Source organism: Vibrio sp. OPT18 (assembly GCF_015163615.1).
In the GTDB taxonomy this organism is placed as follows: Bacteria; Pseudomonadota; Gammaproteobacteria; order Enterobacterales; family Vibrionaceae; genus Vibrio; species Vibrio coralliirubri.
This window is the reverse complement of sequence record NZ_JADDYK010000073.1, coordinates 268252-287418: the sequence shown is the minus strand read 5'-3', so window position 1 is coordinate 287418 and position 19167 is coordinate 268252. Positions and strand designations below refer to the sequence as shown.

Genomic DNA, 19167 nt, shown 5'->3' with positions numbered 1-19167 from the left:
TGTTCTCCGCTTACGCGATGGTTAATTGGGCTCAAGCTATGGATAGCGTACCTCAGTGTGAAGATGATTTAGGTATCGTTACTGACTGTGCGACCACCTCTGGCTGGGCAAGTGTCGACTTGGGAGTCAGTTACTCTTGGAACTTTGGTTTGGATGTTAGCGCCAATGTGATGAATCTATTCGACAAAGAATATATCCGATACCAAGACGTTGCGGGTGTTGCGGACAGCAATAAAATTTACTCCACAGAACCTGGCCGCTACTTCACCGTCAACGCCAAGTATGCGTTTTAAGGAGGGTATATGAAAAAGAGCCCTCTATACCTCACTTTGTTCTTGGTTTCAGCAGCCAGTAGCGCTGCCGAGTGGGATTACCCAATTGATAATACTGTTGTGACAACGCAACAGGAAGCCAAAGCCTATTTAGAACAAGCTTACCCTGAGGTTGGTACGTTTAGGTTTCGTTATCAAACTCAGTCTAAGTTGGGGCACCACTACAACTTCGATGTATTGATCGAAGGCGAGTACCAACAACAGAAGTCTGTGGTGTTATCAACCAACATAGACGAGCAGGTTTCGCGAGTCTTCAGAAGTCTGGAAAATACCGTATTACTCAATGGAATTCCGACAACGGCAGCTGAGCTTGAAGTTCCTCGTTTGCTAGAAGCTGAGCGAGCGCCAAGCTTAAGCAGCGGGCAAGTGGTTTCGACGCATGTAAATGTATTCAGTCCAGATTTGAGAACTATGGACAAAGCTGCACCACCAGAATCTTTACTCACCGATGTTAGCCAATACGCGAGTCTTCCACATTATGTACAAACTGATGTAGAGGTTTTGAACCACAGCGATGGTATCTACCTTACCAATGATCGTGTCTCTCAGGTTGATGCAGCTGCCTTATATTCGATTGATACTGATTCGGGTGCTGTAACGAACCGTGATGCTTCAAATTTCCTCGCAGCTGAAGGTGTCGTTAAGTTTACTGACCTAGCTGAACTACAAAATGTAGATTGGCAAGATACACGCTTCCTGCAATTAATGGTTTTCGCTCACCTTGATCAATCTTTGCGTTATATCAGCAACTTGGGCTTCGATCTGTTTGAAGAGCCACTTGAGTTCGATGGCAGAGGTTTATCCGCAGATAACTCGACCTATTACTATGGCCCCAAAGCCGCTTTGTTTGGTATCGGTGGAGGATCTCCTGATGCACTAGATGGTGATGTGATCCTGCATGAGCTGGGGCATGGGATTCATTATCACATAGTAAAAGATTGGGCTTATGGTCATACCGGCGCAATCGGTGAAGGTTTTGGTGATTACTGGGCGGGTAGTTTTAGCTTTCGTACTCAATATGAAAATGCTCAAACTCGTGGACAAGAGTTCGAGATCGATACCGTCTTTAACTGGGATGGTTACTTCGGGGTCAGGAATACCACTCGTAGCCTATGGAACCAAAGAGCACGTTACTTTAGACAAGCGGAATATCGCCCTCATGAAAGCGTTGCGGGTGAGCTAGGTGATGAGCTTTGGTCAACGCCTTTGTTCCAGGCTCTGAAAGCATCGGTTGAACAATATGGTGAGCTCGCTTTTAAAGAGTTCGATTCAATTGTACTCGAATCTATGTACGGGGTTGGTCGTGGGTTGAAAATGCACAACCTAGCTGAGAGCACGCTGTTTGTGGCTCAAAAACTGTATCCAAATCGCGATTATGCCGAAATATTGAAGCAAAAATTTGATGTGCATGGGCTGGTAATAGAGCCGTTTAAGGTTGAAGTTGCTAGCCGCTATGTTGATCCAGAAAAAGCGCTAGCGATCGAGTTGTACCCCACGCTCAGACAGGCACAGGTCGACGGTCAGGTCAAAATATCGACATTAACACAGCCATTCGTTAGCGATCCGGTTAACCAACTGTTGATAGAGGCAAAACTTCCTACTGGTGAGGTTTGTGGTTCGTCCGTCACCATGAATACGAGCGTCGATTATCAATACAGCGACGCTTTGAAATCACAAAACTGGCAGCATGATTTGTCACTTGTTTATGGCTTGCCTGTCCTCGAATCTGATATCAAAGAAATGAACAGCTTCCTTCCCGACAGCAGATTGAGCTCAACAAATCAGCCGATCGTTGGGTTTAAAACATTTAATTTCACCCTAAATGGAGCGGTTCAAACGGCAGACGAAAATTTCGGAGTGTACCTAGAGATCGATCACCCTCGATTGAGTGATTTAGTGGTCACTTTGATTTCACCTAGAGGGACACGGATAGATTTACTGAACCATAAATCGACGCGATTTTCTGGCTTTGATGGTTACTTCACACTCAAGCATGACTCGATTCTAGATTCGTATAAGGGGGAACCTATTAACGGATCTTGGCGCTTAGAAATTGCCGATTATGTGAATGGTGAAACTGGGCACTTAAAACGTTGGGGCCTTGGCACTATTTCAACATACGAATGTGGTGAAACAACCACTTCACCTCAAGAGCCAGTCGTTGCCAGTGGTTCCTCTGGTGGCTCGGCTTCACCTATGTCGATTCTATTCATGTCCTTGCTCTCGTTCGGCAGGTCATTTACTACGCGTTACTTGCCTTTAGTGGCAAGGCTCTCTAAAAACAAAACAAGAAGATAATTCTATGAAACCTCAATTGACAATTTTGGCCATCTCTTTGGCTCTTGCTGGCTGTGGTGGTTCGGGCGGTTCCGATACCTCTGCATCAGCGGCACCAACCTATACAGTGTCAGGTACAATCACAGCCCAGAATATAGACTTGCAAAGTCAGGTCTGCGCAGACATAAACCAGAACTACATGTGTGACAGCGGAGAGCCTAGTTCAACAGCTAACGCGAATGGTGAATTTAGTATTACCAGTACTAAAAAATCGATTTTATCGGTGCCTTTGTTAGCACAAGTCGATACGGGGGTTGCTGCAAATAGTACAAGTGGTTCTGCATCTTCTTACGCTTACATAGCGGCACCTGGTTTACAAAAAAACGCTGGGAATGAGATCAATGGTATTAGCTCACTACTGGCTGGTTATGTTGCGGATGGATTGACGGTTGCTGAGGCCAACAGCAAGTTAAAAGCGCAGTTGGCGAAAAGTGGCATCTTTATTTCTGGTGACATACAAGATGATTTATCTGCGTCTGAGCTCGCGAGTTTGGAGCAAAATATCGTATCAACAATTAAGGCGTTTAAGCACTCGAATCGTGCATTCATGCTCGCTCAGTTGAGTGCGAAGTTTGATAAGAGTGCGGCTGATTATGTCAATGGAGTACTGACTAATGAAGAGGTTGTCGCTTTTGCAAACTTCTTAGAGGGTGAATTGAAAGCTGCGACAGCATTGAATGATACCGGTGTCATACGTTACTTCTCTGATATTGATGACACACAAGATGTGGTAGAACCACAGAGCTCATTCCCCGGTCAAGATGCAGAATACGGCTTTGATAAAACAGAGCTGAATGACAATGCCGGCAATGGTTTCCAGTTCGCAAAGTTAGATTCAAGTGGTCAGGTGCTTGCTGATGATGCTGCGGAGTGGTCTTGTGTTTTGGATCAACGCAGTGGCTTGATTTGGGAATCGAAAACGGATGACGAAAGCTCTATTCAATATAAAGATCGCATATTAGCGCTTGAGCTACCCGGACTAGTAACGCCTTACGATCAAGATGTTGATTTAGCGACGTGTAAAACGAAAGGCGATGCGATATGTACCACTCAAGATTACGTTGAACATATCAATGCAATGAACTTATGTGGCAAGTCAGATTGGCGCTTGCCAACATTCAATGAATTCTACAACGTGCTCGACTTCGGTGAGACAGAAACCAACTCGGATGGTGAAGTTTATGGTTTAACTTACAAGTACTTCCCACATCAAACCCTTGGTATTGACTATACGGCTTACACTGGTTCGGTATGGACTCAATCCATTACTTATAGCCAATATACAAACACAGCTGTTGAAGGTGGCTTCTATTACAACGAGATTGGAACCCAGGGTTCAGACAGAGGGGTTGTTGGTTCTATAGAGATCTATTCAGGTGATGTTGATTCTTCGGATAATTATGACTCGTTCCAATTCCCAATTCGTTTAGTTTCACTACAAGGTCAATAGATATGAAAAATTTACTCTCCATCACTTTAATGGCTCTGTTTTCTGCGGGTGCAATGGCACAAGAGTGCAGTTTAGATATGGAAAAATCGGCTCCGATCACGCGTTATGTTGCGAATGATAATGGGACGTTTAGCGATGAACTGACAGGGTTAACTTGGATGCGTTGCCAACTGGGTAAAACTTGGGATACGAAGACATTAGCTTGTAGTGGGCCTGCTGAAACGTATCACTGGCAGAGTGCGCTCTCCATGGTTGAATCAATTAATGACCAGAGTGGTAGCCATGTCTTACATCAGTTTGCAGGCGTAAAAGAATGGCGCATGCCAAACATCAAAGAGTTGGTATCATTAAAAGAGGTGGCTTGTCACTCTCCAGCAATAAGTCACAAGGTGTTCGGTGATACGTTTAACGTTGAAGTCGGAAACTTAGCTTCATTTATTTGGAGCTCAACGCCTGCAGGTGGTGGACAGAGCGTGATGACGTTTGATTCGATTAATGGTGAGGTTTACCAGTACAACGCTGCACAATATAAATTTAGCGTCTTATTAGTTGCAGAATAATTTAATGGAAATGTTCTGAATAAAAAGGCCGTGGTTCTCCACGGCCTTTTAGGTTTTGGTATTTAGGTCTTAACTTAAACCTTAAACCTTAAACCTTAAACCTTAAACCTTAAACCTTAAGCCTTAAGCCTTAAGCCTTAAACCCTATACCTTAAAGTAGTCCAACTGCTGTTTCTGTTGCTCGGCTAAGTTAGATAGCTCGTGGCTTGCTGCTGCAGCTTGAGTAATGCCGGTTACGTTTTGGCTTACTAGGCTGTAGATGTTTGAGATATTACGGTTGATGTCTGAGGTTACTTGGCTTTGCTCTTCGGCGGCAGAGGCAACCTGAGTATTAATCTCAGTCATGTCCGTTACCGAGTTAGCAATGCCTGAAAGCGCCGCGCTTACTTCACCTGCAAGAGTTTGGTTGTGCTCCAGCATAGCCAGTGAGCTGCTCATGCTTTCATTCGCGTTACCGGATTGAACCTGCAAACCTTCAATGATGGTTTGGATCTCTTTGGTTGAGTCTTGTGTACGTGCCGCTAGCATTCGAACTTCATCAGCAACCACTGCGAAACCACGGCCGCTTTCACCTGCGCGAGCGGCTTCGATTGCTGCGTTAAGCGCAAGCAGGTTAGTTTGTTCAGAGATACTTTGAATAACCTCAATCACTTTACCAATCTGTTCAGAGTGCTCTTTTAGCGTGCCCACTACATTTGCAGCTTCGCTTAGCTGAATCGCCATCTGTTCGTTAGCTTTGTTGCTTTCATTAAACAAGCTCATGCTGTGTGTCGCCATTTCGTCAGCTTGCTTAGACGCTGAGTCGGCTTGTACTGCGTTCTCGTTAACATGTGCTGCTGTACTTTCTAATTGGTTCACAGCAGAAGCGACTTGCTCCACCTCTTGCTTCTCTTGGTCTGAGTTAACGCTTGATTGGGTCATTACAGCCGCTAGCTCTGTCGACGCAGAAGCCACTTCGATACTGATTCGAGACAGCGAGCTTACCGTGTCACGCAGCTGTTCAACAGACTGGTTTACGTCTTGCGCTAGGCGTGAGATTTCGTTGTCGCCATACTCTTCTGCTTTAACTAACAAGTTACCTTTTGCTACTTCGCGCATGGTTTCTTGAATGTTGCTGATCGGCTTAACAATGATACCAGCCAGCGTCCAACTGATAACTAGAGCTACAGACAGGATTACCAACAGTGCAATGGTCGCGGTAGTCAGTGTACTAGCGTGTTGCTGGCCGTTGATGTCGACCTCTTGAGTGGCAAGCAAGTTCAGCTTCTTAGACAGAGTGTTGATCGCTTGCACCATTTCATTACCCGCATGTCGGTATTGGTCGATTGCGATCTGGTAGCGGTTTTCAAAATCTGACGAGAGTGACGCATCGCCGTGCTTGGCTCTTAATAGCGGAAGCATGGTGGTGCGAGAAAAGTCGACATAGTGATTCATCGCTTTGTTCATCGCTGCTACTTCATCTTGCATGCCTGGAACTGTGTCTAATGAATTCAGTAGGCGAGTATTTTGGTCGCGTTTTTGGTTTAGTGTTTCAACCAGTGTTTTTACGTCATCAGCATTGAATAGACTGTAAATCGCTTTGATGCGCATGCCATAGCTGTTGTCGACGATTTCGCTGAGTTCTTCTTTATGTAAGATTAATTGGTCGGTTGCTACTGACACATCTTTGAATGCACTTTCTAGCTTTTCACCACCGATAATGACACCGGCTAAAAGTAAAACGACGGAAAATAGTACGGGTATAAGAATTTGTATTTTGATTGATAAGCCACTGAGAAGTTGGCGCATGTAATGTCCTTCTTTGAATAAAATAAATAGATGAGAATTATTATTATTAGAATTAGTTGGCGATTCTAACTAATGAGACTGACAATTCAATCAGTAAAGGCTTTGATTTCGTTATATGCGATAGGTATTTGATATAGATGGTTGTTTATTGTTCTAAATGGCGATAAAGGTGCATCTTTTTATCCATCGTATTAGGGCTACTTGATTGATAAATAGAGAAATATATTGGTTAGTGTTCGATATAAATAGGGAAGGAAATCTAGTTTTTTGGTGCTCAAACGATGGTGAGACCTGCGTTCAATAACTGCATCTGATGGGGGCGCGACTATCAATTCATCGAGTAGGAGAGAAATTAGCCATTAATTTGTAGTTGTCATATAGGCTTCAATTAAGTGAAACACAACTGTCACATTCGGATTCTAAAGTAGGCCTCGTTCAAGCAAAACATTACGGCAATAACGCCACTAAAGGAAATTTGTGATGAAAAAGACAGTTATCGGTGCAATCGCACTACTAGGCGCTCTAACAGTGAATACAGCTTCAGCTAAAGAAACTATCTCTGTAGTTGGCTCTAACAGTGCTTCTCCACTGGTTGAAGTTTTTGCAGAAACCTACATGAATAAAGGCGAACCAGTGTTCATCGAAATTCAAGCACCAGGTTCTTCTGCAGGCATCAAAGCAGCCAAAAATGGAAGTGCTGACCTTGGTATCTCTTCTCGTGACCTAAAAGAAGAAGAGAAAACAGCTGACCTGAAAGAGCTAGTTATCGCTCGTGACGGTATCGCAGTTGTTGTTAACCCGAACAACGAAGTATCTGCTCTGACTGCTGAGCAAATCACTTCAATCTACAAAGGCGACATCACTAACTGGAAAGATGTTGGCGGTGCTGACAAGCCAATCGTAGCAATCACTCGTGATACTGCATCTGGTACACGTGGTGCATTCGAAGACATCATGAAGCTTAAGAAGAAGATTGGCGATAAGAAAGTATCGGCTATCTCTCAACGTGCACAAGTTGCAAACGGTAACGGCGCACTTAAAGTTTCTGTAGCAAGCAACCCATACGCTATCGGCTTTATCTCTCTAGGTACAGTTGACGAATCTGTTCAAGCTCTAACTATCGACGGCGCTGCTGCGACTGTAGACAACGTTAAGAACGGTTCTTACAAAGTTGCTCGTCCTTTCCTAGTTCTTTACAAAGATGGCGCTCCATCAGCTGAAACTCAACAATTCCTAGACTGGATGGTTGCAGACGAAGCTCAAGCTATCTCAGCTAAAAAAGGCTACATCACAGTTAACTAATCTTAACTGACTCAATCTTAATTATTGCTCAGCCTGCTTTAGGCTGAGCCTTTTCTTTCAACTTTGTTTATTTCGAGCTCTTATTGAGCCACAAAGTTTGAGATTTTATATATGACCATCGCAAATAGTGAAAAGCTTATGAATACTGAAGCGACTCAAATCAACAAGCCAAGTCTACGTGCTAAGAAGCGCATCGACTGGAGAGAAAGAATCTTCCACGGCTTGTTCTTATCGAGTGCTGTAATCGGCATCGTATCACTAGCCGTTATCGCTTACTTTATCGTTGCAGAGAGTATCCCTGCATTCCAAGAGGCCGGTGTTTCTGGCATCGTTCTGGGTGTTGACTGGTTACCTCCAGCTCTATTCGGTGTTGCAACTATGATTGTTGCATCGATTGTTTCGACACTTGGAGCTGTAGTTGTTGGTGTACCAGTTGGTGTATTAACCGCTATTTTTATTGCTGAGATTGCTCCAAAGCGTCTCGCAGATATTATTCGACCAGCAGTTGAGCTTCTAGCGGGTATCCCGTCGGTAGTTTACGGCTTCTTCGGTCTGGTAATTATCGTTCCAATGATTCAGAACATTTTCCAAGTACCAGCAGGTAACACTATCCTGGCGGGTATTATTGTTCTGGGTATCATGATTCTTCCTACCGTTATAACGGTTTCTGAAACTTCGATTCGTGCTGTACCTCGTACATACAAAGAAGGTTCACTTGCACTGGGTGCTTCGAAAATCTACACGATTTTTAAGCTACTCGTTCCTGCTGCACGTTCAGGCATTATGACCGGTGTGATTTTGGGTATCGGTCGCGCACTTGGCGAAACGATGGCAATCATCATGGTTATGGGTAACGCGCCAGCAATGCCAGAAGGTATTTTGGACTCTGCTCGTACGCTAACAGCAAACATTGCAATTGAAATGTCTTACGCAAGTGGCGTTCACGCTAACGCACTGTACGCAACAGGTGTTGTACTTCTAGTGTTCATCATGATGTTAAATGGTGCTCTACTTTATCTTAACCGTGAAAAAGCGAAGTAGGCGAGGATAAGTAATATGGATCGCGTAAAACTAAAACAAGCACGTCAAACCAAAGATAACATCCTAAAAGGTTTTATCTGGGCAGCTGCAGCTGTAACCGTTGGTTTCTTATTCTGGATTATTTGGTACATCCTATCGAACGGTCTGCAATACGTAGATTGGAACTTCATCACTGACGATTACACTCGTACTGGTGAAGAACGTGGTATTTTCCCAATGATCATTGCCACGATCTACATGGTAATCGCATCGATTGCGGTAGCCGCGCCACTAGGCATCATGACGGCGATATACTTAACTGAATATGCGAAAGTTGGTAGCCGATTGGTGAAAGTGATTCGATTCTGTACTGAGTCGTTAGCTGGTATTCCATCGATCATCTTTGGTCTGTTCGGTATGACCTTCTTTGTTTCGATTCTTGGTCTTGGCTTCTCGATTCTGTCGGGTGCACTAACGCTAAGTATCCTGATTCTTCCTGTAATCATTCGTACTACAGAAGAAGCATTGATGGCAGTGCCACAAACTTACCGCGAAGGCTCATATGGCCTTGGCGCTTCAAAAATCTACACTATCTGGCGTTTGATCTTACCAAGCGCAATGCCAGGTATCTTAACTTCGGTCATTCTTAGTATTGGTCGTGTAATTGGCGAATCAGCACCTGTATTTTTAACAGCAGGTATGGTGGCACGTGTTCCTGAGTCGGTATTCGATTCTGGCCGTACACTAACGGTTCACCTATATAAGCTGACAACAGAGCTATTTACTATCGATGAGTGGAACCAAGCCTACGGCACGGCGACAGTCCTAATCGTATTGGTTCTCTTGATCAACATGGTTACAAAACTGATTGCGAGACGCTTCAACACGGCAACTTACTAAGCTCATTAGCTGGCTCATCAATAAAGAGAGCCCCCGTGATAAAGAAAGCATCAAGTTAGACACGAATTTAAGAATTTAGAGATTACGAACATGAACAAATTTGATATTGAGAACCTAGATCTGTTTTACGGCGACAACCAAGCGCTTAAATCTATCAACCTGCCAATTCCAACTCGTCAGGTTACGGCACTGATTGGCCCATCAGGTTGTGGTAAGTCAACGCTACTACGTTGCTTGAACCGCATGAATGACCTAATTGAAGGCGTTACTATCAAAGGTAAGCTGGATATGGATGGTACAAACATCTACGGCAATATTGATGTGGCTGACCTACGTATTCGCGTAGGCATGGTATTCCAAAAGCCAAACCCATTCCCAATGAGCATCTATGAGAACGTGGCTTACGGCTTGCGTGCTCAAGGTATCAAAGACAAGAAACACATTGATGAAGTAGTCGAAAGCTCACTACGCAGTGCGGCACTTTGGGATGAAGTGAAAGACCGTCTTAAAGCACACGCGTTTGGTTTGTCTGGTGGTCAACAACAGCGTCTATGTATCGCTCGTACGATTGCAATGGAGCCGGATGTAATCCTGATGGATGAACCTACATCGGCACTCGATCCAATCGCGACACACAAGATTGAAGAATTGATGGAAGATCTGAAGAAAGACTTCACTATCGTTATCGTAACGCACTCAATGCAGCAAGCGCGTCGTATCTCAGACCGTACTGCTTTCTTCCTAATGGGAGAGCTTGTAGAGCACAACGAAACGAGTGTTATCTTCAGCGAACCAAAAGATGATCGTACTAAAGGTTACGTAAACGGTGACTTTGGTTAATTGATTATTTAGGTGCTGTGTTTGGCCTTTTAGCAAAACCAGTACGCTAACTGAAACGCAGGTTAGATAATCGAATAGATCGACAGAATTATCACTATAACTATAAGCGATGGAAGTTTTGCCCCACTTTAGGTGGGGCTTTTTTATGCCTCTAAAAAAGTCCCAATGTCGATGAAATTTTGGGCAGGAAATCCCATTTTTGTAGTCCTTCTCATGCTTGTGATAATGTAAAAAGTGAAATTGCGACCCGCTTAACATCTCATTTTTAGTTATATTGATTGCATATCAAGGCTTCTGTATTTTTGCTGTAATCTCAATAGCCAATGGACGGAAGTTGTGCCTGTAAAAGCCTTTGCAAAACAAATATCTGCTACGCGCGATCACCGTTTATTGGCAGAGTCTCTTTTTGAGTACTTAGCTAAAATGCTTGCTCCAAAAGGGATTGGGATATTTGCTGAGCCGATACCGGAAAGCGATTCGTTGCCGTTGTTTTGTTACGGTGAATTAACCCCTCTTGAGAATTACCCCTCTACATTTTGGCCTTGGGTTTCACAGTTTGATACCGCAGACGGTGTTTTACCTATGGCAATCAATACTTGTAACTGGGATCACATAAAAGTGCTCGGTGGGGAGTCGTTCATCATGATGCTCGACAATGCGCCTGCCTGCAGAACTTATTTAATTGTTCAAAATTGCGATGTCGAAAAGATTAATCAAACCTTCGACCAAGAACTAGATGTTCTTCAACTTGCAGCCGCTCGCTGGCAGTGTATTCGTGCTGAGAAGAACGCGGCACTTGAGATCAAACACCGAGACACACGTGAAGCTCAATACCTTGATGAGATTAAGCTTCGTGAGCTGTTTGTCGAGAACATGAAGCTAGTTCATCAGGTGGCGTTAGAGCTTTCTAATCCCGAAACTTTAGATGCACTCTATAAAGCATCAGTAGAAGCCGTACGCGATCGCCTAGGCTTTGATCGTGCGATCTTCATGTTGCTTGATATGAAAAAGCGCTGCTTTAGTGGTACTTACGGCACTGATGAAACGGGTAAAACCAACAGCGAACATCATACTCAATATGATTTACACCAGCTTGAAGCCGAATACATTGAGGCGCTGTCTGACAACCACACCAACTTAGTCATTATTGAACAAGCGCCACTCTACACCGAAGGCAAGGTGGTGGGGCAGGGCTGGAATGGGATGCTTATCTTGCGTGAAGGGGATAAACCGGTCGGCTGGATTGCGATGGATAACTACATCCACCGTTCACCCATTACCAATTATCAAAAGCAGATGCTTGAATCCTTCGGGTCGCTGCTCTCTCAGATATACATTCGTAAACGCCAAGAGCAGAACATACGCATGCTGCACTCGAGCATGGTTGAGTTGTCTCGCTGCGACAGTGTTAGTGAGGTGTGTAAATCGGCGGTTAGCTTTGCTATTCAACACCTAGGCATCGACCGATTGGCGGTTTTCCTGACCGATAAGAATTGCAGCTACATGCAAGGTACCTGGGGTACGGATATAAAAGGCGATATTGTCGACGAGTCCTACTATCGTTCAGAGCTGGTGGAACGCAACATTGTTTCAGCGGCTCGCGCTTGTCCCAATCAAGTTGCGTTTGAAGAATCAGTACCTATCTATCATGACTTTAATATTGTTGGGGTAGGTTGGACAGCAATGACCATGCTCACCACCAATACGGGTGAGCCGATTGCGTTTATCGCTGCTGATAACCTATTAACTCGCAGTCCCTTAACTTCCCAGCTTCGCGAAGTGATTCGTATCTTCGCCTCTAGCCTTGCTGAGGTGCTGCAAAGAACCATGGCGCAAGAGGAGCTTAAAAAGCTCAATGAAACGCTTGAGCAAGAGGTCAGTAAGCGCACTCAAGAGCTTGAAAGAGCCAATGAACAGTTGGATATCATTTCTAAATTAGACCCACTGACGCGCCTGGGGAATCGTCGTATGTTGTCGCAGGTGTTAGAAGATCTAAACTGTGACGATCAAGGAGCGTTTGCCACACAACATGAAGTCACATTTGGATTGATCCTCGTCGATTTGGATCATTTTGGTTTGTACAACAGTGTTTATGGTCATACCGAAGGTGACGCTGCTTTACGCTCGATAGGTAAGATACTGAATAACCATGTTTACAATGAACAAGAGACCTTCTGTCGTATTGGGGGAGAGGAGTTTATGTTGTTGATGATCGGCACTCATCATTCAGAAACTAAACAGCGTGCAGAGTCGATCAGAAAATGCATTGAAGAGGCGAAGATCCTCCATTGTGAAAGCAGTACCAGCCAGTATCTAACTGCATCTGTCGGGTATGCTTCTATAACTTCTGATCAGCACCAGTTTGACTTCGACCTACTGTATGGCAAGGCAGACAAAGCCTTGTATCAAGCCAAAGACTCTGGGAGAAATCGAATCGTTTCTGCGTTGAAACGTAAAAAGGTCGCAGTTTCAATTTCCTAGTGTAGTATCTGTTTTTCCCTAGTGTAAAACGAATGAAGCCGTGATAATCACAAGGTGGTCATCACGGCTTCGTTCTTTTTCGTCTACTTAGATTTTCTGCTTACTTAGATTGCTGGTTAACTAAAGCTTTTCCAATGTGCTCTTGCGTGCTTTGCTTGTGACTCGCTTTGGCTTCTTAACTGCTTTGATTACTTGAGCTGGGTCCCATGATTGACTTGGTGAACCAGCTTCAGCATAGAGGCTCTGATTGAGCTTGGTTAGCTCAGTTTCAATCACTTCTATTGTCTCGTCGCTCAAGTCTGGATTTTCTGCTTTCCATTGCTCAAACAAGGTTCTGGTCATCACGCCATCTTTCGTTTTTAGAGCTTCAATAAGCGCTTCTGCTGTATCTGATTGACGTTCAACTATGTGTGTTGGTTTTGTCGTTACACCACGTCGTGACCAGAAATAGAAAGCCATCGCTGAGCTGATTAACCATAAAACAGCAAACAGAGCGGTGAGATAAGGCCAGACCCCAGGGCTATCAACAGTAACAACCGTCGGGCTTACTTGTTGGGCGGGCGTAGCCGTAACTGGTGGAGTGCTTGACGCTGCGCGATCACTTGCTTTTACCGCTAACTCTAGCCCCTGCGCTTTACTGGTTTGTTCTGATTGCAAATCGGTGTTAAACCAAGCTTGAGACACATTAGGAAGCGAGATATTTCCAGACTCTTTCGGAATCAATACTTGCTTGTAAACAACGACAGAATCACCTGACTGAGTTGTGCCAAATTGCGGCTTCTCTTCATAAACACGTACCGATTTAGGGTAGGTGATATTCAGTTTTGGCAGCTGATGTTGCGTTAAGTTGCTAGCCGTCATGGTGATGGTACGAGTTAACGAGTCACCCGCTTCCATTTCAATGGATGGGTTGTCGCCTTCTAAACCATTACTATTTCCCAGTTGATTGCCTTGGCTATCTGACCATTGTTGAATCAGTTTGAAGTTTGATGTTGGTAACCACTCACCTTGGTAGCCTTTTGGTACGTCCTTCACGGTTACATCTAAGGTTTCAACAGGTGTGTCGAGCTGGAACAGACGCGTTGTACTGGAGTTGTTGGTTGAGTAAACAACTGCTCCAGTCAGCTTCGGTCCATTCAGCTTAAACTGTCCGGCCTTTTGTGAAGAGATACGGAAAGACTGTTGAACTACCGTCACCTCTTGTCCATTGAGAACATCTTGAAATTGCTTCGATTCACCAATAGGTTCCACATCTAAGCCCGGCGAGCTCGGTGGCGCTATTTTAGGATCTTGCAGCCTTCTTGGGTCAGCTTTGATGATGAGTTTTACATCAAGCTCAGCCACTTCTTGTGGGTACAGCGAGTTCTTGCTGAGATTAAGCTGGAACTCTGCCATGTCATGTTGAGTTGGAGCGGCTTTGTTAATTTCAACATTGATGGTGATAGGCTGAGTTTTCGCCCCTTCAATATCGAAGCTAGGAATCTGGATCTTGCCTAAACGCAGAGGAGCAAGGCTGATGTTCCATTCACTTGACACCGAACGGCTGCCATTGACGATTCGCATCGACGACCCAAAGTTTGGTGTGCCGACATAGAAATCCTGCTGGAGCGCTGTTAGATCTAGAGCATCAGAGGAGACCTTTTCATCGGTTGCGACTCTAAGAAGGAACACTTCATCTTTGGTGACACTGTTATGTGAAACACTCGCCACGGCGTTTGCAGCCAATACTGAGAAGGACGAGAAAGCTCCCAACAACAATGTTAGGAGTACGGATAAAAATGGCTTGTTTAAAAATCGCATGGTTACCACTTTTTGTTCTGGTTGTTAGGAGCACTTTTTTGTCGTGCTTGTAAAATCATTTGCGCTTTAAGCAGCTGGCTCGGATCACGGGCGCTTTCTACTTGATCAAGTTTTCGCATGTCAGGGTCGCTCGACAGAGGTTGATCTGAGGTTTGTGCTACAGCTTGCTGACCATTTTGCTCACCATCTTCTTTTGAAGCTTGTTGTGCGCTAGCACTTTGAGGTGTAGCGCCTTCTTGGTCACTCTGTTTCGGCTGATCACTCTTACTTTGTTGACTGGCTTGCTTGTCGTCTTGTTTAGACTTTTTAGAGTCAGGTTGATTTTCAGGTTGGCCTTGAGCTGCGTTTTGATCTTGGCTACCACGTTGATCTTGGTTACTGCTTTGATCTTGTGACTTGCCGTTGTCAGCAGAGTTTTGTTGTTGATTCTGAGAGCTTTGCGAAGAATCATTTTGCTGACCTTGCTGACCTTGCTGACCTTGCTGACCTTGCTGACCTTGCTGACCTTGCTGACCTTGCTGACCTTGCTGACCTTGCTGGTTTTGGTCTTTCTGGTCTTTGGATTCAGAATCGCCTTGCTGTTGCTGTTGCTGTTGCTGTTGCTGTTGCTGTTGCTGTTGCTTCTGGGCTTGTTCGACGACCTCTAAGTTCTTCTTGGCATAAGCATGCTCAGGGTTGCTTTCAAGAATACGTTGATACTCTTGTATCGCTTGGTCGTACTTACCTTGTTGGGCTTGGGCGTTAGCAAGGTTGTAGCGAGCATCTTCACCAGAAAGGTCTTGCAGCGTCTGCTCTGCGGCTTCGAAATCACCGGCTTTGTATTGAGCAATGCCTTTCCACTCTTGTTGGGTGAACTGTTCAGCAGCTTGTTGAAAGTCCTCGTCCTGATACAGCTGATAGCCTACTTGATCATCGGTTTTCCATGGGTTCGCAAACGCAGTATTTGGTTGGCTAAAAGAGATCACTCCAGCTAAGGCACACCAAATAACCCCTTTCCTGAATAATCCAAGTGCGGGAAGTAATAGCAAAGGCAGTAACCAGAAGCCGTTGTTCACTCTGGTGTTGAGTGAGTTGTTGGTCTTGGTTACTTCCGATGTTGTTGCAACGCGGTCGAGGTAGCTCGCGATGTGTTCAACATCTGAGTTATCAAATTGAACTTCAGTGAACGTGCCACCATAGCTGCGTGTAAGCTCGCGCATGTTCTTCAAGTTGGTTCTTGCCACCACGGTTTGTCCTGAGTCGCTTTGCAGCATCGACCCCGTAGGTAACGAGATTGGCGCACCGTTTTCACTCCCTACAGCTAGAATCGACAATGTCCAATCGTTGCCAGAGAGTAGCGAGTCGATCTCTTTCTTCTCTTGAGCATCAATATCGTCAGCAATCAGAACTAGATCACCTTGGTAGATATGAGCGCGAGTCATCATATCAATCGCAAGCTTAACGGCTGATGCGGCATCACCGCCTTGATAAGGCATGATATCTGGCGATAGGTTAGGGACTAGGTTCTTGATGGTATTGATGTCTGAGGTTAGTGGGCTAATGGTGTAAGCATCTCCAGCATACGCCACCATGCCTGTTAGCCCCTCCTTCCATAATGAAAGCAGATCCAGAGCCTTGTATCGCGCTTGAGTTAAGCGATTCGGCTTAATGTCGGTGGCATACATAGACATCGACATATCCATGATCACAACTCGTGCCTGCGTTTTTTCAAAGCTCGGCTGTTCGTTTTTCTCGAAGCTTGGTCCAGCTAATGCAATAACGCCGACCAGCCACCAAATACTGAAGTAAGTACTGCGATTTTTCGATGGCTTACTCGATTCAGGCGCCAAGTATCGAGCGATGTGTGACGCGAGTAATCCTTGTTTGGATTGTCTCTTGCTCAGCCACCAAATAGCGGGCAATGCTGCAAGCGCCAAGAACCAATATGGGTAGATAAAAGTAAAGTTAGACATTGTTTCTCCTAATGGCTAACAGCATAAATGCGAAGAACATTGCCGCCGACAGTGGCCACACAAACCATTCTTGTTGTGGGCGCCAGATCTTAGTAGCGTTCGTCACGGGCTCTAACTGGTTGATGGTGTCGTAAATCGTCGCTAGCTCTTTGCTGTCACGCGCACGGAAGTACTGACCGCCAGTGCGTTTGGCAATTTCCATTAGTGTGCGTTCATCCAAATCTTGAGCAGTATTGACCTTACGCGTCATGAAGAACTCTTTGACCATCATCTCGCCTGCACCGACACCCACGGTGTAAATCGTCGCGTCGTATTTTTTTGCAATATCCGCCGCTTCTAATGGGTCTAATACCCCGGCGGTATTACTGCCGTCGCTGAGTAGAATCATTACACGTTGAGGGGCATCGCTGTCGACAAAGGTTTTGGTAGCAAGGCCAATACCATCACCAATCGCGGTTTGAGTACCAATCAGCTTTAACACCGCTTGATTGAGCTGTTGTGAAAGTGTGTCTCTATCTAACGTCAGTGGCGTCTGCAGATATGCGTGATCAGCAAATAGTACCAATCCGACTCGGTCACCTTTACGACGCTCAATAAAGTCACTCAACACGCGTTTCACTGCCGACAAGCGGTCGATGTATTCGCCATTGAACTGCATGTCTTCTTGGCTCATCGAGTAGGAGAGGTCGACAACCAACATCAAATCACGATGCTTCGGCTGAAACTCCACCGGTTCGCCATACCATACAGGGCGTGCGCTCGCCGTAACCAACAGAAGCCATATAATCACGGACAACGCCTTTGGTAAGCGGCTGCTCGGTGTTTTGGTGTTGCTGTCTTCTGGCAGAAATGGAAGCCTTAGGGCATGGCTTGATTCTGACTTTGGTGAGAACAAGTAAACGAGCAACGGCAGTGGCGCGAGGAAGAACATCCACCACCAAACGAACTCGATGTTTAGCAAGTCCCTGCTTAGAAACATAGGGCTTAGAAGATCACTCATAACGACCTCGCTTTGGAGGAAGGGCTTTACGAAGCCAAGTTTCGCAGTCATTAACCAATTGCTGTTGAGCCTTTTTCTGGTCGTCGTTCATTAGGGCCGCATCTTGATAGAGCGCTTGCTGCCACTGGGGGTGTTTTGCTACAAATAACGGCTTCGCCAATTGCGCATCTAAGAACGTCAACCAATCATCACCAGACAAGCCTGCAATTTTTTCGCGTGGGAAATAGCTCAGTGCTGCCTGACGAACGATGTCTTGCGCTTTGCTCGGAGACAAGCCATCTTGGGACTGACTATTGCTAAAGTAGGACAGCGCTTCTTGCTTCGCCTTTTGATTGTTTTTTCTACGTTTTACAATGAAAAACACCAAGGAAATCAGGGTAATAGCGGTGATAATTACTGCCCACCATCCCCACGCCAAAGGCCACCAAGTCGGTGCGTTTGGCGCAATAACCGGGCTTAAATCTAAGGGCTGTTTCATGACTGAGCTCCTGATATCTGGCTCATGAGTGACTGCGCACTCGACAGCGAGCTATAGGGTATAGCGAGAGACAAACCCATCTGTTGCAGCTGCTGTTTCTTAAGCGAAAAAGCATGGTTAAGCTTTTGCTTTTCTTTATTAGAAGAGAAATTAAACCATTGAGTTTTGCTGCCATCGGTGACCTGCTTAGAACCTTTATAGGCGGTTTCACCTTGCTCTAGCGGATCGTAGAAATGCACCAGACGTACTCTGTTGTGCCTCCGAATTTGACTGATAAGTGAGTAGTCACTTTCTTGGTAACGCACAAAGTCACTGAGCATAATAATATCGCTTCCTTTAGGGCAAAGCTGGTGCAGAGATTTCAGCCCATGCTCTAAGGTCGTGTCATTATGATTGTCATGATTAGACAGTGCCGCATTATTGATTTCTATGACTTTTTGCAAAATACGCAGTGGAGCATGGTTGCTTGCACTTGGCTTAATCTCAATGACCTCTTTGCCAGTATCGATCACCGCGCCAATTCGGTCTTTTTGAGCCACAGTAAGCCAGCACAGTTGGCTAGCAAAGTGAGCAAGTTGAACCGATTTCAGCAGCAAGGTTGAGCCAAAAATCATACTGCTTGATAGATCCAAGAATAAAATGACAGGCTGTTCTCTCTCTTCAGAGAAAAGCTTGGTATGCGCTTTGCCCGTTCTGGCTGTTACACGCCAATCAATGCTGCGAATGTCATCGCCCGCTTGATATTGACGAACCTCAGAGAAATTCATCCCGCGACCTTTGCGGTTGCTCTCGTGTTGACCATTGAGTTGAGACCAAAGGCTCTTGGCTGGAGGCAACCAACGAACAGACTGCGCTTTGTATTGCAGCAGCTCATCCAAACTTAACGTGACACCGTCACTATGATTAGGTAGTTGATTATTCATGCGC

General features: G+C 45.2%; 14 protein-coding genes and 1 pseudogene. 9 read left to right on the top strand and 6 right to left on the bottom strand.

Annotated features, from left to right (window positions below):
- From IQQ51_RS27400 to IQQ51_RS19380, 4 genes and pseudogenes are all read left to right on the top strand, one after another.
- Window positions 1-293: pseudogene (locus IQQ51_RS27400) on the top strand (TonB-dependent receptor); the annotation flags it as partial.
- A 9-nt stretch (window positions 294-302) separates the two neighbouring features.
- Complete coding sequence (locus IQQ51_RS19390) at window positions 303-2630, top strand: proprotein convertase P-domain-containing protein (protein ID WP_193841863.1); 2328 nt, start codon at window positions 303-305, stop codon at window positions 2628-2630.
- A gap of 4 nt (window positions 2631-2634) precedes the next feature.
- Complete coding sequence (locus tag IQQ51_RS19385; protein WP_193841862.1) at window positions 2635-4119, top strand: DUF1566 domain-containing protein; 1485 nt, start codon at window positions 2635-2637, stop codon at window positions 4117-4119.
- Window positions 4120-4121: 2 nt separating this feature from the next.
- Window positions 4122-4679: a DUF1566 domain-containing protein gene (locus tag IQQ51_RS19380; protein ID WP_193841861.1), complete on the top strand. Its 558-nt coding sequence runs from the start codon at window positions 4122-4124 to the stop codon at window positions 4677-4679.
- 144 nt (window positions 4680-4823) lie between these two features.
- On the opposite strand, the gene IQQ51_RS19375 is transcribed toward IQQ51_RS19380, so the two are convergent.
- Window positions 4824-6467, bottom strand: coding sequence for a methyl-accepting chemotaxis protein (locus IQQ51_RS19375; protein WP_193841860.1), 1644 nt, complete (start codon window positions 6465-6467; stop codon window positions 4824-4826).
- A gap of 480 nt (window positions 6468-6947) precedes the next feature.
- Here IQQ51_RS19375 and IQQ51_RS19370 point away from each other — a divergent pair, with 480 nt between their 5' ends.
- The 5 genes from IQQ51_RS19370 to IQQ51_RS19350 all read left to right on the top strand — a co-directional run bounded on the left by IQQ51_RS19370 (window position 6948) and on the right by IQQ51_RS19350 (window position 13010).
- Window positions 6948-7769, top strand: a complete 822-nt coding sequence (locus IQQ51_RS19370; RefSeq protein WP_048609800.1) for a phosphate ABC transporter substrate-binding protein — start codon at window positions 6948-6950, stop codon at window positions 7767-7769.
- Window positions 7770-7880: 111 nt separating this feature from the next.
- Complete coding sequence (gene pstC, locus IQQ51_RS19365) at window positions 7881-8810, top strand: phosphate ABC transporter permease subunit PstC (RefSeq protein WP_019822958.1); 930 nt, start codon at window positions 7881-7883, stop codon at window positions 8808-8810.
- A 15-nt stretch (window positions 8811-8825) separates the two neighbouring features.
- Window positions 8826-9689, top strand: a complete 864-nt coding sequence (gene pstA / locus IQQ51_RS19360) for a phosphate ABC transporter permease PstA (protein ID WP_017064256.1) — start codon at window positions 8826-8828, stop codon at window positions 9687-9689.
- 90 nt (window positions 9690-9779) lie between these two features.
- Complete coding sequence (gene pstB, locus IQQ51_RS19355) at window positions 9780-10529, top strand: phosphate ABC transporter ATP-binding protein PstB (RefSeq protein ID WP_004732036.1); 750 nt, start codon at window positions 9780-9782, stop codon at window positions 10527-10529.
- A gap of 336 nt (window positions 10530-10865) precedes the next feature.
- Complete coding sequence (locus IQQ51_RS19350) at window positions 10866-13010, top strand: GGDEF domain-containing protein (protein WP_050643355.1); 2145 nt, start codon at window positions 10866-10868, stop codon at window positions 13008-13010.
- Window positions 13011-13130: 120 nt separating this feature from the next.
- Here IQQ51_RS19350 and IQQ51_RS19345 read toward each other — a convergent pair whose 3' ends face one another.
- Genes IQQ51_RS19345 through IQQ51_RS19325 form a run of 5 tightly spaced genes read right to left on the bottom strand, consistent with a single transcriptional unit; the run spans window position 13131 to window position 19163 of the window.
- Window positions 13131-14810: a BatD family protein gene (locus tag IQQ51_RS19345; RefSeq protein ID WP_193841859.1), complete on the bottom strand. Its 1680-nt coding sequence runs from the start codon at window positions 14808-14810 to the stop codon at window positions 13131-13133.
- Between the two features lie 2 nt (window positions 14811-14812).
- On the bottom strand, window positions 14813-16762 hold the full coding sequence (locus tag IQQ51_RS19340; RefSeq protein WP_193841858.1) for a vWA domain-containing protein: 1950 nt from the start codon (window positions 16760-16762) through the stop codon (window positions 14813-14815).
- Window positions 16755-17762, bottom strand: a complete 1008-nt coding sequence (locus IQQ51_RS19335; protein WP_193841857.1) for a vWA domain-containing protein — start codon at window positions 17760-17762, stop codon at window positions 16755-16757. The genes IQQ51_RS19340 and IQQ51_RS19335 overlap by 8 nt, the downstream gene beginning before the upstream one ends.
- The gene (locus IQQ51_RS19330) at window positions 17755-18240 is read right to left on the bottom strand and encodes a DUF4381 domain-containing protein (protein ID WP_193841856.1); all 486 of its coding nucleotides are present in this window, start codon (window positions 18238-18240) and stop codon (window positions 17755-17757) included. Before IQQ51_RS19330 ends, IQQ51_RS19335 begins: the two co-directional genes overlap by 8 nt.
- A complete protein-coding gene (locus tag IQQ51_RS19325) occupies window positions 18237-19163 on the bottom strand; it encodes a DUF58 domain-containing protein (RefSeq protein ID WP_050643351.1) in 927 nt (308 codons plus the stop codon). Before IQQ51_RS19325 ends, IQQ51_RS19330 begins: the two co-directional genes overlap by 4 nt.
- Window positions 19164-19167 lie beyond the last annotated feature (4 nt).

Bases quoted from the DNA above. Each gene is read 5' to 3' on its own strand.
- IQQ51_RS19390 (WP_193841863.1), top strand. From the start codon at position 303: ATGAAAAAGAGCCCTCTATACCTCACTTTGTTCTTGGTTTCAGCAGCC.
- IQQ51_RS19385 (WP_193841862.1), top strand. From the start codon at position 2,635: ATGAAACCTCAATTGACAATTTTGGCCATCTCTTTGGCTCTTGCTGGC.
- IQQ51_RS19380 (WP_193841861.1), top strand. From the start codon at position 4,122: ATGAAAAATTTACTCTCCATCACTTTAATGGCTCTGTTTTCTGCGGGT.
- IQQ51_RS19375 (WP_193841860.1), bottom strand. From the start codon at position 6,467: ATGCGCCAACTTCTCAGTGGCTTATCAATCAAAATACAAATTCTTATA.
- IQQ51_RS19370 (WP_048609800.1), top strand. From the start codon at position 6,948: ATGAAAAAGACAGTTATCGGTGCAATCGCACTACTAGGCGCTCTAACA.
- pstC (WP_019822958.1), top strand. From the start codon at position 7,881: ATGACCATCGCAAATAGTGAAAAGCTTATGAATACTGAAGCGACTCAA.
- pstA (WP_017064256.1), top strand. From the start codon at position 8,826: ATGGATCGCGTAAAACTAAAACAAGCACGTCAAACCAAAGATAACATC.
- pstB (WP_004732036.1), top strand. From the start codon at position 9,780: ATGAACAAATTTGATATTGAGAACCTAGATCTGTTTTACGGCGACAAC.
- IQQ51_RS19345 (WP_193841859.1), bottom strand. From the start codon at position 14,810: ATGCGATTTTTAAACAAGCCATTTTTATCCGTACTCCTAACATTGTTG.
- IQQ51_RS19340 (WP_193841858.1), bottom strand. From the start codon at position 16,762: ATGTCTAACTTTACTTTTATCTACCCATATTGGTTCTTGGCGCTTGCA.
- IQQ51_RS19335 (WP_193841857.1), bottom strand. From the start codon at position 17,762: ATGAGTGATCTTCTAAGCCCTATGTTTCTAAGCAGGGACTTGCTAAAC.
- IQQ51_RS19330 (WP_193841856.1), bottom strand. From the start codon at position 18,240: ATGAAACAGCCCTTAGATTTAAGCCCGGTTATTGCGCCAAACGCACCG.
- IQQ51_RS19325 (WP_050643351.1), bottom strand. From the start codon at position 19,163: ATGAATAATCAACTACCTAATCATAGTGACGGTGTCACGTTAAGTTTG.